Source organism: Brevundimonas sp. BAL450 (assembly GCF_015767455.1).
Taxonomy (GTDB): domain Bacteria; phylum Pseudomonadota; class Alphaproteobacteria; order Caulobacterales; family Caulobacteraceae; genus Brevundimonas; species Brevundimonas abyssalis.
On record NZ_JADWOW010000051.1, the window covers coordinates 65284 to 78372 of the forward strand.

12 protein-coding genes and 1 pseudogene are annotated in these 13089 nt (G+C 70.5%); 8 read left to right on the forward strand and 5 right to left on the reverse strand.

Going from position 1 to position 13089, the window contains the following annotated elements; genetic code table 11:
* Positions 1 to 16: 16 nt before the first annotated feature.
* The 8 genes and pseudogenes from IWC96_RS08990 to IWC96_RS09025 all read left to right on the forward strand — a co-directional run bounded on the left by IWC96_RS08990 (position 17) and on the right by IWC96_RS09025 (position 8902).
* Positions 17 to 1579, forward strand: a complete 1563-nt coding sequence (locus tag IWC96_RS08990; protein WP_021698514.1) for a Do family serine endopeptidase — start codon at positions 17 to 19, stop codon at positions 1577 to 1579.
* Positions 1580 to 1681: 102 nt separating this feature from the next.
* Positions 1682 to 2353, forward strand: coding sequence for a response regulator transcription factor (locus IWC96_RS08995; RefSeq protein ID WP_196838768.1), 672 nt, complete (start codon positions 1682 to 1684; stop codon positions 2351 to 2353).
* A gap of 6 nt (positions 2354 to 2359) precedes the next feature.
* Positions 2360 to 3766, forward strand: a complete 1407-nt coding sequence (locus tag IWC96_RS09000; protein ID WP_021698512.1) for a HAMP domain-containing sensor histidine kinase — start codon at positions 2360 to 2362, stop codon at positions 3764 to 3766.
* A complete protein-coding gene (locus IWC96_RS09005; RefSeq protein WP_021698511.1) occupies positions 3763 to 6666 on the forward strand; it encodes a bifunctional [glutamine synthetase] adenylyltransferase/[glutamine synthetase]-adenylyl-L-tyrosine phosphorylase in 2904 nt (967 codons plus the stop codon). The genes IWC96_RS09000 and IWC96_RS09005 overlap by 4 nt, the downstream gene beginning before the upstream one ends.
* A 72-nt stretch (positions 6667 to 6738) precedes the next feature.
* A complete protein-coding gene (locus tag IWC96_RS09010) occupies positions 6739 to 7338 on the forward strand; it encodes a hypothetical protein (protein WP_021698510.1) in 600 nt (199 codons plus the stop codon).
* 51 nt (positions 7339 to 7389) lie between these two features.
* A pseudogene (locus IWC96_RS09015) lies at positions 7390 to 7974 on the forward strand (RNA polymerase sigma factor); the annotation flags it as partial.
* Positions 7971 to 8393 (forward strand): hypothetical protein, encoded by a 423-nt coding sequence (locus IWC96_RS09020; protein ID WP_021698508.1) that lies wholly within the window; start codon positions 7971 to 7973, stop codon positions 8391 to 8393. The pseudogene IWC96_RS09015 and the gene IWC96_RS09020, both read left to right, overlap by 4 nt.
* Entirely contained in the window at positions 8390 to 8902 is a 513-nt protein-coding gene (locus tag IWC96_RS09025; protein ID WP_196838764.1) for a periplasmic heavy metal sensor, read from the forward strand. Before IWC96_RS09020 ends, IWC96_RS09025 begins: the two co-directional genes overlap by 4 nt.
* 22 nt (positions 8903 to 8924) lie before the next feature.
* Here IWC96_RS09025 and IWC96_RS09030 read toward each other — a convergent pair whose 3' ends face one another.
* From IWC96_RS09030 to IWC96_RS09050, 5 genes are all read right to left on the reverse strand, one after another.
* Positions 8925 to 9560, reverse strand: coding sequence for a squalene/phytoene synthase family protein (locus tag IWC96_RS09030; protein WP_021698506.1), 636 nt, complete (start codon positions 9558 to 9560; stop codon positions 8925 to 8927).
* Between the two features lie 7 nt (positions 9561 to 9567).
* Positions 9568 to 10545, reverse strand: coding sequence for a protein translocase subunit SecF (gene secF / locus IWC96_RS09035; protein WP_196838765.1), 978 nt, complete (start codon positions 10543 to 10545; stop codon positions 9568 to 9570).
* Between the two features lie 8 nt (positions 10546 to 10553).
* On the reverse strand, positions 10554 to 12140 hold the full coding sequence (gene secD / locus IWC96_RS09040; RefSeq protein ID WP_021698503.1) for a protein translocase subunit SecD: 1587 nt from the start codon (positions 12138 to 12140) through the stop codon (positions 10554 to 10556).
* A 32-nt stretch (positions 12141 to 12172) separates the two neighbouring features.
* Positions 12173 to 12520 (reverse strand): preprotein translocase subunit YajC, encoded by a 348-nt coding sequence (gene yajC / locus IWC96_RS09045; protein ID WP_021698502.1) that lies wholly within the window; start codon positions 12518 to 12520, stop codon positions 12173 to 12175.
* A gap of 115 nt (positions 12521 to 12635) precedes the next feature.
* On the reverse strand, positions 12636 to 13089 hold a 454-nt coding region (locus IWC96_RS09050; RefSeq protein ID WP_196838766.1), incomplete at its 5' end, for a murein hydrolase activator EnvC.

The window sequence follows — 13089 nt, forward strand, 5'->3', positions numbered from 1 at the left end:
CGACACAAGGACGACGATGCTGAAGCGTAAGGAATTCATTCTGGGCGCCGCGGTCGGACTGACCTTCGCCGCCGCCGCGACCGCCGGCGGGATCATCGACTGGCCCGCGGCCGGCGCGCAGGAGCAGCGGGCCGAGATGCGCGGGGGCCTGGTCCCCGCCTCGACCGCCGGCGCCGTGCTGTTCCAGCCGCCCCCGGGCGCGCCCAATTCCTTCGCCGACATCATCGACCAGGTCTCGCCCGCCGTGGTGCAGATCGACGTGACCACGCGGGTGCCGCGTCCCAGCATGCGCGGCTTCCCGAACATTCCGGGCCTGCCGTTCCCGTTCTCCGTGCCGCAGCAGCCGCAAGGCGAGGACGGCGAAGAGCCGATGATGGAGGGCGCCGGCTCCGGCTCGGGCTTCTTCATCTCGGCGGACGGCTTCATCGTCACCAACAACCACGTGGTCGCCAACGCGTCCGAAATCACGGTGCGTCTGACCGATGACCGGGAGCTGACGGCCAGGATCGTGGGCCGTGACGCGGAAACCGATCTGGCGGTGCTGAAGGTGGATGGCGGGCCGTTCCCGTTCGTGGAGTTCGAAACCTCGGCCCAGCCCCGTGTGGGCGACTGGGTCGTGGCCCTGGGCAATCCCTTCGGCCTCGGCGGCTCGGCCACGGCGGGCATCGTCTCGGCGCGTGGTCGGGATATCGGCGAGCAGTACGTGGACTACATCCAGATCGATGCGCCCATCAACCGGGGCAACTCGGGCGGCCCGACCTTCGACATCTATGGCCGGGTGATCGGGGTGAACACCGCGATCTTCTCGCCCACCGGCGTGTCCGTGGGCATCGGCTTCGCCATCCCCGCCGACACGGCGCAGCGCGTGACCCAGCAACTGATGCAGGATGGAAGCATCCAGCGCGGCTACCTCGGTGTCGAGATCGGCACCCTCACCGACGACTATCGCGAGGCACTTGGTCTGGCCGACGACGTCCAGGGCGCTTACGTCAACAGCACCACGCCGGGCGGACCGGCGGAGCAGGGCGGCGTTCAGGCGGGCGACATCGTCGTGGAGCTGAATGGCCAACCGGTCCGCAACAACACAGACCTCACACGTCGTGTCGGTCAGGCCGCGCCGGGCGATACCCTGCGTCTCACCGTTCTGCGCGAAGGAGGGCGCGTCCAGCTCAGCGTGCGTTCCGGCGTTCGCCCGTCTGCAGACGAGCTGAATGCTCAAGCTGGTGACGCTGGCGGCGCGCCGCGTCCCGGACAGGCCGAAGCGCCGGCGGGGACCACCATCGAAGGTCTGACGGTCGCGCCCATGACCGCCGCCTTGCGCGAACGTCACTCCATTGCTTCGGGCGTGAATGGTCTGGTGATCACGGGCGTCACCTCTGGCAGTACGGCGGCCACACGTGGGTTCGCTCCCGGCATGGTCATCATCCAGGCAGACGGCCGCGCAATCTCCACCGCCGCTGAATTCCGTCAGGCGGTGCAGCGGGTTCGTGAGTCCGGGCGTCCGGGCGTTCTGCTTCTGGTGCGGACACCCAACGGCAATCGCCCGGTGGTTCTCGAACTGGACGGCGACGAGGAATAGGGTCGCCGGACGCCTGATCGGGATCGGTGGATCGCTTCGTGATTTCACTGATCCCGTGAATCAGGTTCTGGCGTTATGCTGGCGATTCTGGAGACGGGGCTGATGCGCATACTGGTGGTCGAGGACGATGCGGAGGCCGCGGGCGCCATGGTGCGCGGCCTGTCCGAGGCGGGGCACGAGGTGACCCACGCGGTGGACGGGGCCTATGGCCTCATGGAGGCCCAGAAGGGCGGCTTCGACGTCTATGTGGTGGACCGCATGATGCCGCGCCTTGACGGGGTCGGCATGGTTGAGACCCTGCGCAAGGACGGGGACCAGACGCCGGTCCTGTTCCTGTCGGCGCTGGGCGAGGTGGAGGACAGGGTCACGGGCCTCAAGGCCGGGGCCGACGACTATCTGGTCAAGCCCTACGCCTTCGCCGAGCTGATCGCGCGGGTCGAGGCCCTGTCGCGCCGCCGCGAGACCGGCGGGGTGCAGACGGTGCTGAAGGTCGGCGATCTGGAGATGAACCTGATCGCCCGCACGGTGCACCGGGGCGAAACCGAGATCGACCTCCAGCCGCGCGAGTTCCAGCTGCTGGAATTCCTGATGCGCCACGCCGGCCAGTCGGTGACCCGCACCATGCTGCTGGAGAAGGTGTGGGAGTACCACTTCGACCCCCAGACCAACGTCATCGACGTCCACATCAGCCGCCTGCGCGCCAAGATCGACAAGGGCTTCGACAAGGCCATGCTGCAGACGGTGCGAGGCGCGGGTTACCGGCTGGAGGCCTAGGGCCTCATGACGTTGCCCTCGCTCTTCCGGCGCACGCCCTTCCGGCTGACGCTGATGTTCGTGGCCCTGTTCGCCGCGGCCGCCAGCGCGGTGCTGGCCTATGTCTATGTGGCTTCGGCCTCCGAGGCGCGGGCGCGGGCCGAGGCCGACGTGCGGCGCGAGGTGGGGGTGCTGACCGCCATCTATCGGGAGCGGGGGCTGAACCCCCTGAACCAGGCGCTGGTGGAGCGCATCCTGAGGGGCGGACCCTATCTCTACATCCTGCTGGACGCCGAGGGCGAGCCGGTCACCCGCAGCCTGAACATCACCCCGGTGGAGCCGCGCCCGGACGACCCGCCCGAGCGGTGGGAGGCGTTCCGCTTCACCGACACCGACGAGACGGGGCGCATCATCCGGCGGCAGGCCCTGGGCGTCATGGTGCGGCTGCAGGGCGGCGAGCTGCTGTTCGTGGCCGAGGACATCGGCGACACCGAAGCCTATCTGGACCGCCTGACCCAGGCCCTGTGGGGGGCCATGCTGCTGGTGGTGGTGCTGGGCCTGAGCGGAGGCCTGTTGATCAGCCGCAATCTGGAACGCTCCATGAGCCGGTTCAACACGGTGGTGGCGGCGGTGAAGGGCGGCGACCTGAAGGCGCGGGCCGAGGTGCGCGGCTCGGGCGACGAACTGGATGAGCTGGGCGCGGGCCTGAACGGCATGCTGGACCGGCTGGAGACGTCCATGGCCTCGATCCGTCACGCCGGGGACGCCATCGCCCACGACCTGCGCAGCCCGCTGACCCGCATGCGGGCCAAGCTGGAGGTGGCCCTGATCGATGCGGAGGCCGGGCGCATCGACGCCAATGACGCCCTGCAGATGGCGCTGGCCGAGGCCGACGAGCTGCTGAAGACCTTCAACACCGTGCTGGCCATCGCCCGGCTGCAGGCGTCCAGGGAGCCGCAGACCGAGGTGTTCGACGCCGCCGACCTGGCGGCCGACATGGCCGAACTGTATGAGCCCGCCGCCGAGGACAAGGGGCTGGAGTTCGACTCCGAGATTCACAAGGGCCTGATGATCCGCGCCAACCGGCCGTTCCTCGCCCAGGCCCTGGCCAACCTGATCGACAACGCCATCAAATACACCCCGCCCGGCGGGGCGGTGATGCTGCGTGCGCGCCGGCGCTCCAGCGGTCAGGTGGAGTTCTCGGTCACCGACACCGGTCCGGGCGTGCCCGATGCGGACCGCGCGCGGGTGCTGGACCGCTTCGTGCGGCTGGAGAACAGCCGCACCGAGCCGGGTTCGGGCCTGGGCCTGTCGCTGGTGGCGGCGGTGGCGGAGGCGCACCGGGGGCGCATCTATCTGGATGAGGGCCCGGGGGTGGTGGACGACACGGGCCCGGGGCTGCGCGTGGCCCTGGTCCTGCCGCCGGCCGAATGACCGGCCTGGCCGGACAGCTGAAGCCCTGCGGGCCCGTGCTGGACTCCGAACTGGCCGCGCGCACCCGTGAACCCGTCGAGGCCGCCGCGCGCGAGGGCGGCTGGCTGGAGACTCTGGACACCGCCTGGCCCGCATTGGAGCCGGTGTTCGCCGCCGCCCCCTATCTGGCCGGGCTGGCGCGGCGGGGGCCGGAGCGCCTGCGCGCGATCCTGGAGACGACGCCGGACGACCGCCTCGCCGCCATCGTCGGGCAGACCGACGCCCTGACCGGCGGCGCCGACGACCTGCGCGCGCCCCTGCGCGGGCTGAAGGCGGACCTGCACCTGCTGACCGCCCTGTGCGATCTGGGCGGGGTGTGGGACCTGGACCGGGTCACCGGCGCCCTGACCGCCTTCGCCGACGCCGCCACCCGCGCCGCCCTGCGCGCCGTGGCCCATGACGCCCGCCAGCGGGGCAGGCTGGTCAGCGCCGCCGATGATCCGCGCGGACCCGTCCCCGGCCTGTTCGCCCTGGCCATGGGCAAACACGGGGCGGGCGAGCTGAACTATTCCAGCGACATCGACATCTCGTTCTTCCATGAGCCCGATCTGGTGGATGGCGCGCTGGCGCCCGGGGTGGAGGCCCAGCCTTTCGTCGACCGCCTGGCCCAGGGCGTGGCCGCCCTGCTGTCGGAGCGCACGGGCGACGGCTATGTGTTCCGGGTCGATCTGCGGCTGCGGCCGGATCCGTCATCGACCCCGCCGGTGGTCCCGGCCCCGGCGGCCATGGCCTACTATGAATCCGTGGGCCAGAACTGGGAGCGGGCGGCCTTCATCAAGGCGCGGCCGGTGTGCGGCGATCTGACGACGGGGCAGGGATTCCTGACCGAGCTGGCGCCCTTCATCTGGCGGCGGAGCCTCGACTATCACGCCATCGCCGACATTCATTCCATCAAGCGCCAGATCCACGCCTTCAAGACCGGCGAGGGCCTCCACGCGGCGGGGGCCAATCTGAAGCTGGGCCGGGGCGGCATCCGCGAGATCGAGTTCTACGTCCAGACCCAGCAGCTGATCCTGGGCGGCCGCGACCCCGCGCTGCGCGCGCCGCGCACGCTGGAGGCGCTGGCCGCCCTGACCCGGGCGGGCCACGTGGACGAGGCGGTGCGCGCCGAGCTTGCCGCCGCCTACGACCGCCTGCGCGGGCTGGAGCACCGCATCCAGATGCTGGCGGACGAACAGACCCACACCCTGCCGGAGCCCGCCGCGCGCCGCGCCGCGGTGGCCGCGCTGTCGGGCGAGGCGGATCTGGCGGCGTTCGACGCGGGCGTGGAGACCCTGTTGCAGGGGGTGAACCGACGCTATGGGGAGCTGTTCTCGGACGAGGAAGACCTGTCCTCCCCTTGGGGCAGTCTGGTGTTCACCGGGGTGGAGAACGATCCGGAGACCCTGAAGACGCTGGAGCGCATGGGCTTCTCCAGCCCTGAGGGCGTGGCCGAGACCATCCGCAGCTGGCACCACGGCCGCATCGGCGCCACCCGCACCTCGCGCGGGCGGGAGCTGTTCACCCGTCTGGCGCCGCGCCTGCTGACCGCTCTTGCCGAGACCGGCGCGCCGGACGCCGCCTTCGCCCGGTTCTCGACCTTCTTCGCCGGACTGTCGGCGGGGGCGCAGATCCAGTCGCTGTTTCTGGCCCAGCCGGAGCTGTTCGCCCTGATCGTGCGGGTCATGGCCTTCGCCCCGCGTCTGGCCCGGACCCTGGCCCGCTATCCCGCCGCCCTGGACAGCATGCTGGACGCGCGCTTCCTGGCGCCGCTGGACCAGGACTCGGGGGTGCTTGACCAACTGGTGGCCGAGGCGGTGGGCGAGAGCGATTTCGAGGAGGCCATGAACGCGGTGCGGCGCATCCACCGCGACCAGATCTTCCGCATCGGCATCCAGACCCTGACCGGCCGGGCCGACGCCGACAGCGCGGGCCATGCCTACGCCGATCTGGCGGACGTCTCGATCCGCGCCCTGTCCACCGCCGCGCTCAAGGCAGTGACGCGGCAGGGTGGGGCGTTCGCCGGCCGCATCGCCGTGGTGGCGCTGGGCAAGGCCGGATCTCGCGAGATGACCGCCGGATCCGACGTGGACATGATGACGGTCTATGAGGCCGACGACGCGGCCGGCATGTCGGAAAGGAAGGGCTGGAGCGCCGACACCTTCTACGGCCGCTTCACCCAGCGCCTGATCGCGGCCCTGTCGGCCCATACGGCGGAGGGCGCGCTCTATGAAGTGGACATGCGTCTGCGACCCTCGGGCCGGGCGGGGCCGGTGTCGGTCAGCTTCCCGGCGTTGGAAGACTATTACGCCGGGGAGGCCGAGACCTGGGAATTCCTGGCCCTGACCCGCGCGCGGGTGGTGTGGTCCAGCGACCCGGCATTCGGGGAGCGGGTGGCGGGCGCCATCCAGACGGCCCTGCGACAGCCGCGCGACCCGGAACAGGTGACCCGCGACGTGCGCGACATGCGCGCCCTGATGGACCGGGAGCGGCCCGGCGGCGGGCTGTGGGAGCTGAAGCTGGCGCCCGGCGGCCAGGTGGACTGCGAGTTCGCGGCCCAGCACAGCCAGCTTCTGGGGGCCGCGCGGGGCGAGCCCCTGACCGTCTCGACGGTGGAGGCCCTGACCGCGCCGGGGCTGGACCCCGTGTTCGGCCAGGCCTGGAGCCTGCAGCAGTCCATCGCCCAGGTGATCCGTTGCGCCTTCGAGGGCGATCCCGATCCCGAGGCTGAACCCGCCGAGTTCCGCGAGCGGCTGGCGGGGGTGGCGGGGTTCGACAGTTTCGACGCGCTGAAGGTCGAACTGACGGCCCGGCGGGGCGGGGCGCGGACCGCGCTCGAAGCCCTTCTGGGGCCGCTGAACCCGCCCGCGACGGAATCCTGACGCCCGTTCGTTGAACCTTTCGACAGGGACGGACAATGCCGCCTTTCAAGGGCGGATCAGGAGAACGAACCCATGAAAAAGATGATTGTGCTGGGCGGCGTCGCCGCCCTGGCCCTGAGCGGGGCCGCGATCGCGCAGACCAGCGACGGACAGCGTGGCGGACGCATGGACCCCAATGCGCGGGTCAGCCAGGCCGAGTTCGTGGACCAGCGGGTCGCCCGCCTGACCGCCATGGACGCCAATGGCGACGGGGTGGTCTCGCGTGAGGAAATGCAGGCGCAGCGTCAGGCCCGCATGGGCGAGCGGCGCGACGGCATGTTCGAGCGCATGGATGCGGACGGCGACGGCTCCGTCACCCGCGCTGAATATGACGCCGCCCACGCGCAACGCTCGGAACAGCGCGCCGAGCGCCGGGGCGCGCGCGGCGAGGCCGGGCATCGACGCGGCGGACGCGGCCATGGCGGCGGCCATGGAATGGGCATGCGGCTTGACCGCGACGGTCAGGGCGTGAACATCGAGCAGGCCCGTCAGCGCGCGACCGAGCAGTTCGCCCGCATGGACGCGGACGGCGACGGTTTCGTCACCGGCGCCGAAATGCGCGCGCACCACGAGGCGCGTCGTGCTGAACGTCAGGCCCGCCGGGCCGAACGCCGCGCCCCGGCGGCGGATTAAGGGTGATGTCGGGACAGACCGGATCGGTCCGGTCGGCCCGCCCGCAAGGAAACGGAGCGAGCCGGCTTGGCGACACGGGTGGTCGATCCCGACGAAGATCTGGTGAGCCGCGTGGGTCAGGGCGACCCCGCGGCGATCCAGGCCATGGTCGCGCGCAAGCTGCCGCGCATGCTGGCGCTGGCGCAACGCATGTTGAACGACCCGTCCGAGGCCGAGGACGTGGCGCAGGAGACGATGCTGAAGGCGTGGCGCCAGGCGCCACGCTGGACGCCGGGCAAGGCGCGGTTCGACACCTGGCTGCACCGGGTGGCGCTGAACCTCTGCTACGACCGGCTGCGCCGGCGGCGCGAGGTGTTGACGGATACGATGCCGGACCGGGCCGATCCCGGGCCGTCGCCGGATCAGGGATTGCAGACGGCGGAGCTGGGCGCGCGGGTGGACGCGGCGCTGGCGGCCCTGCCGGAACGACAGCGCGAGGCCATCGTGCTGTGCCACTATCAGGAGCTGGGCAATATCGAGGCTGCGGCCCTGATGGACATCAGCGTCGAGGCGCTGGAAAGTCTTCTGTCTCGTGGTCGGCGCGCTCTTCGGGCGTCGCTGGCCGAGACGGCGCGAAATGAAGGTGTGCTGAAATGAACGCGCAACGTTTTCAGGATCTGGCCGAGGCCTACGGCGCCGATGTGCGCCGCTGGCCCGAGGCCGAGCGTGACGCCGCGCGCGCCTTCATGGAGGCCGACACTCACGGCGCCGAAAGGCTGCTGTTCGAGGCGCGCCAGATGGACCTTGCCCTGGACGCCGCCCCCCGCCCCATGGTCAGCCACGCCCTGCGCGAGCAAGTGATCGCCCTGGCGGCCGCCGCGGGGCTGAAGCCGCGCGCGCGGTTCGCCTTCCGCCGTTTGGCCTGGGCTTCGGGCGCCGGATGGGCCGCCGCCTCCGTGGCGGGGGTCCTGGTGGGCCTCAACCTGTCCCAGCCCGCCGTCACGCGGGCCGAGGCGGACGCCGTGCTTTATCAGTCCCAGCTTCTGGCGCTGGATGACACCGAGGTGCTGGGATGAGCAATCGCGCCCTGATGATCGCCCTGGCGGTCTCTCTGGCCCTGAACCTGTTCGCCGTGGCGGCGGGGGTGACGGCCTGGGTCAGCCGCGAGGCCGCCGAGGATCGGGTCGAGGAGGTCCGCTCCAGCCGCGAGCGCATGCCCCTGATGGCGGTCATCGACACCATCGATCCGGATCGCCGCGGCCCGGTGCGCGCGGAGCTGCGCGCCGCGGCCCTGTCGGCCAAGCCGGACTTTCAGGAAGCCCGCGAGGCGCGCCGCCAGGCCATCGCCCTGACCGAGAGTGAGGATTTCGATCCGGCGGCGGTCAGCGCGCTGCTGGAGCAGTCCCGCGCCTCGGAACTGCGCGGCCGTGCGCGGCTGGAGGTGGAGGCGGTCCGAATCCTGTCCGAGCTCTCGCCCGAGGATCGCGCCCGCATGTCCACCCTGCTGAGGCGTCATAACCGCCATCGGTCTCGCGACGGCGACAACAGGACCGAGCCGACGCCGGCGCCCGCGCCCGCCGAGTGATTCCGATCACCGGGCGGGACGCCTAGACCCGCCCTCTCAACACGGCCCAGGTGAGCCGCAGGCGCTTGAGCGGCTCGGGCGCGGCATGGTCGATCAGGGCGGCGTGGGCGACCGCCGGGAAGGCGGCTGGGGGCAGGGCCTTCAACGCCGCATTCGCCGTTTTGCGCAGGGCCCGGGCTTCGTCCGCGCGGCCGGTCTGGGCCAGGGCGCGCATGCGGCCTGCGGGGGTGACGGCGGCCTCATGGCCCGGTCCGGCGAGCATGTGCGCCGCCGTCTGCATGGGGCCCACATAGAAGGCGTCCAGGTCGTGGGGTTCTTCGTGGACACGGCCGATGTGCGCGGTGATCAGGGCATCCAAGGGCGCGCGGTCCAGGCCGTGGCGGGTGACGGCGGCGGACAGGGCCTCCAGCACCGGGTGGCCCTTGCGGGGCGCGCCCGCGAAGACGCCGTCCATCTGATCCGCCCACCAGGTGAAGCGCATCTCGGCCAGCAGGGGCTGGGTGACCTTCGACGGAATGACCATCAGCTCGGCCTCGAAGGCGTAGAGCGCGATCAGGTCGGCGCGCAGGCCCGCGTCGGCCACGAAGCGGCTGGACAGCCAGCGGTCAGGGTCCGCCGCGCGCACCTGACCGTCCAGCAGGTCGCCACGGTCCGTCATGACGCGGTCAGGGCTTGGAGGCCATGCCCAGCTTGATCGGCGTGGCCTCTTCGTCCGGCTCGTCGCCGCGCTTGGCCCCCCAGAGCAGGATCAGGGGGGCGGCGATGTAGATGGAGGAATAGGTGCCGATGATGACGCCGAAGATCATGGCCCAGGCGAAGTCGGCCAGCACCGCCCCGCCCAGCAGGGCGATGGCCAGCAGGCCGAGGATGGTGGTCAGGCCGGTCATGATGGTCCGCGACAGGGTTTCGTTGAGCGACAGGTCGATCACGTCGCCCAGCGGCATCTTCTTGTACTTGCGCAGGTTCTCACGCAGGCGGTCGCACACCACCACGGTGTCGTTCATGGAATAGCCGATGATGGTCAGGACGGCGGCCACGCTGACGAGGGTGAACTCCATGCCCGTGATGGCGAACAGGCCGAAGGTCAGGATCACGTCGTGCAGCAGGCCGATCAGGGCGCCCACGCCGAAGGTCCACTGGAAGCGGAACCAGATGTAGGCCAGCATCATCAGCATGGCGACGCCCAGGGCCATGACGCCGTTGGTCAGCAGCTCCCGGGACACGGCGCCGCTCACGGCCTCGGTGCGGGTCACCTCAATGGTGGACTGGACGTCTGTCAGCGCCGCCTGGACGGCGCGCAGCGCCTCGCCGGGATCTCCCTCGGGCGTCTGGAAGCGGATGAGGGCGTCGCTCGGCGAGCCAAACCCCTGAACGGAGACGTCGCGCAGATCCAGCGCGTTCAGACCGTCGCGGATGCCGGCGATGTCCGCGGCTTCGGGCGCGGCGGTGATTTCGACCACCAGACCGCCAGAGAAGTCCACGCCGCAGTTCAGACCGCCGCAGGGCGGGGTCAGGGGCCACAGGGTGAAGAAGACCGAAGCGATCACCGCGATCACGGACAGGCCGCCCATGATCGGCGCGAACTTGACGAACTTCAGGTTCGTCTTGTCGGGGAGCAGCTTGATGAAAGGCCAGAATTTCATGGATCCGCTCACGCGATAGGAAGTTTCTTGGCGCGGGTCGCCCGCAACCACAGGGCCACGCCGATCTGGGACACCAGCACGGCGGTGAAGACCGAGGTGAAGACGCCGATCGACAGGGTCCAGGCGAAGCCCCGCACGGGCCCCGCGCCGAACTGGAACATGATCAGGGCCGCGCCCAGGGTGGTGATGTTGGCGTCAAGGATGGTGGACATGGCGCGGCTGAAGCCGGCGTCCGCGGCGGCGATGGCCGACCGTCCGGCGCGCGCCTCCTCCCGCATGCGTTCATAGATCAGCACATTGGCGTCCACCGCCATGGCCAGCGTCAGGATCAGGCCGGCGATGCCCGGCAGGGTCAGGGTCGCCCCCGTCAGGGACATGGCGGCGATGATCATCATGCCGTTGATCAGCATGGCGATGACGCTGATGCCGCCGAACACAAAGCCGTAGGCCACGATCATGAACAGCACCACCAGCACGAAGCCCACGAGGGTGGCCTTCATGCCCGCGTCGACCGCATCGGCGCCGAGGCTCGCGGTGACGGTCCGTCGCTCCTCGACTGACAGGGGCGCCGGCAGGGCGCCGCCGTTCAGCAGGTTCACAAGCTCGGACGCCTCGGAGATGGTGAACTGGCCGGTGATCTGGCCCGAGCCGGTGGTGATGGGGCTGATGATGTTCGGCGCCGAGATCACCTGGCCGTCCAGGATGATGGCGAAGCGGCGGCCCACGTTCTGGCTGGTGGCCTCGCCGAAGCGGCGCGCGCCCTGACCGTCGAAGCGGAAGTCGATGGCCGGACGGCCCGACTGGTCCGAGCCGACGCTGGCGCGGGTCAGGTTCTCGCCGGAGACCAGGATGCGGCGCTTGATCAGCAGGGGTGTGCCGAATTCGTCCTGCATCAGCACGGCGTCGGGCGGCACCCGGCCGGCGATGGCTTCCTCGACCGAGTTGTCGTGGTCGACCATCTGGAAGGTCAGCTGGGCCGTCTGGCCGATGACGCGCTCCAGCGCCTCGGGATCACTTTCGCCGGGGGCCTGGACCACGATCCGGTCGGTGCCCTGGCGGGTGATGGACGGCTCGCGGGTGCCCAGGCTGTCGATGCGGCGGCGGACCACCTCGATGGACTGATCCACCGCGGTGGAGCCCATGTTGCTGAGCGCCTGGTCGGTGAAGGCTGCCCGGATGCGGTTGTTGGTCTGGCGCGAAACCGTGACGTCCGAAACGCCCGTGGAGGTGGGCCGGGCCAGATCCTGAAGCGCGGCCAGGGCGGCGTCGAACCGCGCCGGGTCGGTGACCGTGATCAGGAAGCCCCCGTCCTGACGCTCCAGGTTCGAGAAGGCGATGCGTTGCGCATTGAGGATGACGCGCATGTCCTCCACCAGGCCGTTGACGCGAGCGGTGCGGACCTCGTCCACATCCACCTCGAGCATCAGATAGGACCCGCCCTGCAGGTCCAGGCCCAGGTTCAGAACGCCGGAAGGCACGAAGCCGGGCAGGGCCTCGCGCTGGGCCGGGGTCAGAAGGTTCGGGAAGGCGAACAGGGTCGACAGCAACAGCGCCGCCGCGACCACATAGACCTTCCAGCGGGACAGCTGAATCATCGAACGAAAACCCCGGCCTCGTGCTTACAGGCTTATTTCTTGTCGTTGGCGGCGATTTCGGTGCGGTTGCGCACCTCGGCCACCATGGACTTGACCACGCGCACGTTCACGCCCTGGGAGATCTCGACCATGGCCTCGGCGTCCTCGACCCGGGTGACCTTGCCGATCATGCCATTGGACAGCACGACCGTGTCGCCGCGCTTCAGACCGCCGACCATGGCCTGGTGCGCCTTCATGCGCTTCTGCTGCGGACGGATCAGCAGGAACCAGAACAGCACGAAGATCAGGACGAAAGGCAGGAACTGGATCAGGGTGGCGGTCAGGCCCCCTCCGGCGGCGGCGGCCCCGGCGGTGGATGCGTAGGCGGGGGTGGCGAACATGGTGTCTCCCAGGGGTCATGCGCGGGCGTCCGCGACGCCCCGACTGAAATAGGGGCGGAACCTAGGGGCGCCAGACCAGCTTTGCAACGCGACAACAGCGCGCTTGCCGCGCGTGCTATCTGGGCAACAGCGTGGTCGGGTCCACGGCCACCGGCTGGCCGCCGCGCATATGGCGGATTTCGAAGGCGATGGAGGGGCGGCCGTCGCCGGCGGTCAGACCCACCGTGCCGATCTCCTGGCCCTGACGGACCTCGTCGCCGAACGCCACCGTGGCCGATCCCAGGTGGGCGTAGACCGTGCGCCAGCCGTCCCGGTGAATGATGATCACCGCCAGACCCAGGCCGGGCTGGTCCGAGCCCACATAGCCGACCCGCCCGGCGGCGGCGGCGCGCACCGGGGCGCCGGCCGTGGCGCCGATGTGGACGCCGTTGTTGCGCTCGCTGACTCCCACCTGGCCGAAAGGCCGAACGATGTCGCCGCGCAGGGGCCAGGCGAACATGTCCTGGCCGGTGGAGTCCTCAACGGGCGGCGGCGCGGCCGGATTGCCCGAGGGCGGCGGCGGCGGGGGC

Coding starts and splice junctions, on each gene's coding strand:
- IWC96_RS08990 (WP_021698514.1), top strand. CDS start 17: ATGCTGAAGCGTAAGGAATTCATTCTGGGCGCCGCGGTCGGACTGACC.
- IWC96_RS08995 (WP_196838768.1), top strand. CDS start 1,682: ATGCGCATACTGGTGGTCGAGGACGATGCGGAGGCCGCGGGCGCCATG.
- IWC96_RS09000 (WP_021698512.1), top strand. CDS start 2,360: ATGACGTTGCCCTCGCTCTTCCGGCGCACGCCCTTCCGGCTGACGCTG.
- IWC96_RS09005 (WP_021698511.1), top strand. CDS start 3,763: ATGACCGGCCTGGCCGGACAGCTGAAGCCCTGCGGGCCCGTGCTGGAC.
- IWC96_RS09010 (WP_021698510.1), top strand. CDS start 6,739: ATGAAAAAGATGATTGTGCTGGGCGGCGTCGCCGCCCTGGCCCTGAGC.
- IWC96_RS09020 (WP_021698508.1), top strand. CDS start 7,971: ATGAACGCGCAACGTTTTCAGGATCTGGCCGAGGCCTACGGCGCCGAT.
- IWC96_RS09025 (WP_196838764.1), top strand. CDS start 8,390: ATGAGCAATCGCGCCCTGATGATCGCCCTGGCGGTCTCTCTGGCCCTG.
- IWC96_RS09030 (WP_021698506.1), bottom strand. CDS start 9,560: ATGACGGACCGTGGCGACCTGCTGGACGGTCAGGTGCGCGCGGCGGAC.
- secF (WP_196838765.1), bottom strand. CDS start 10,545: ATGAAATTCTGGCCTTTCATCAAGCTGCTCCCCGACAAGACGAACCTG.
- secD (WP_021698503.1), bottom strand. CDS start 12,140: ATGATTCAGCTGTCCCGCTGGAAGGTCTATGTGGTCGCGGCGGCGCTG.
- yajC (WP_021698502.1), bottom strand. CDS start 12,520: ATGTTCGCCACCCCCGCCTACGCATCCACCGCCGGGGCCGCCGCCGCC.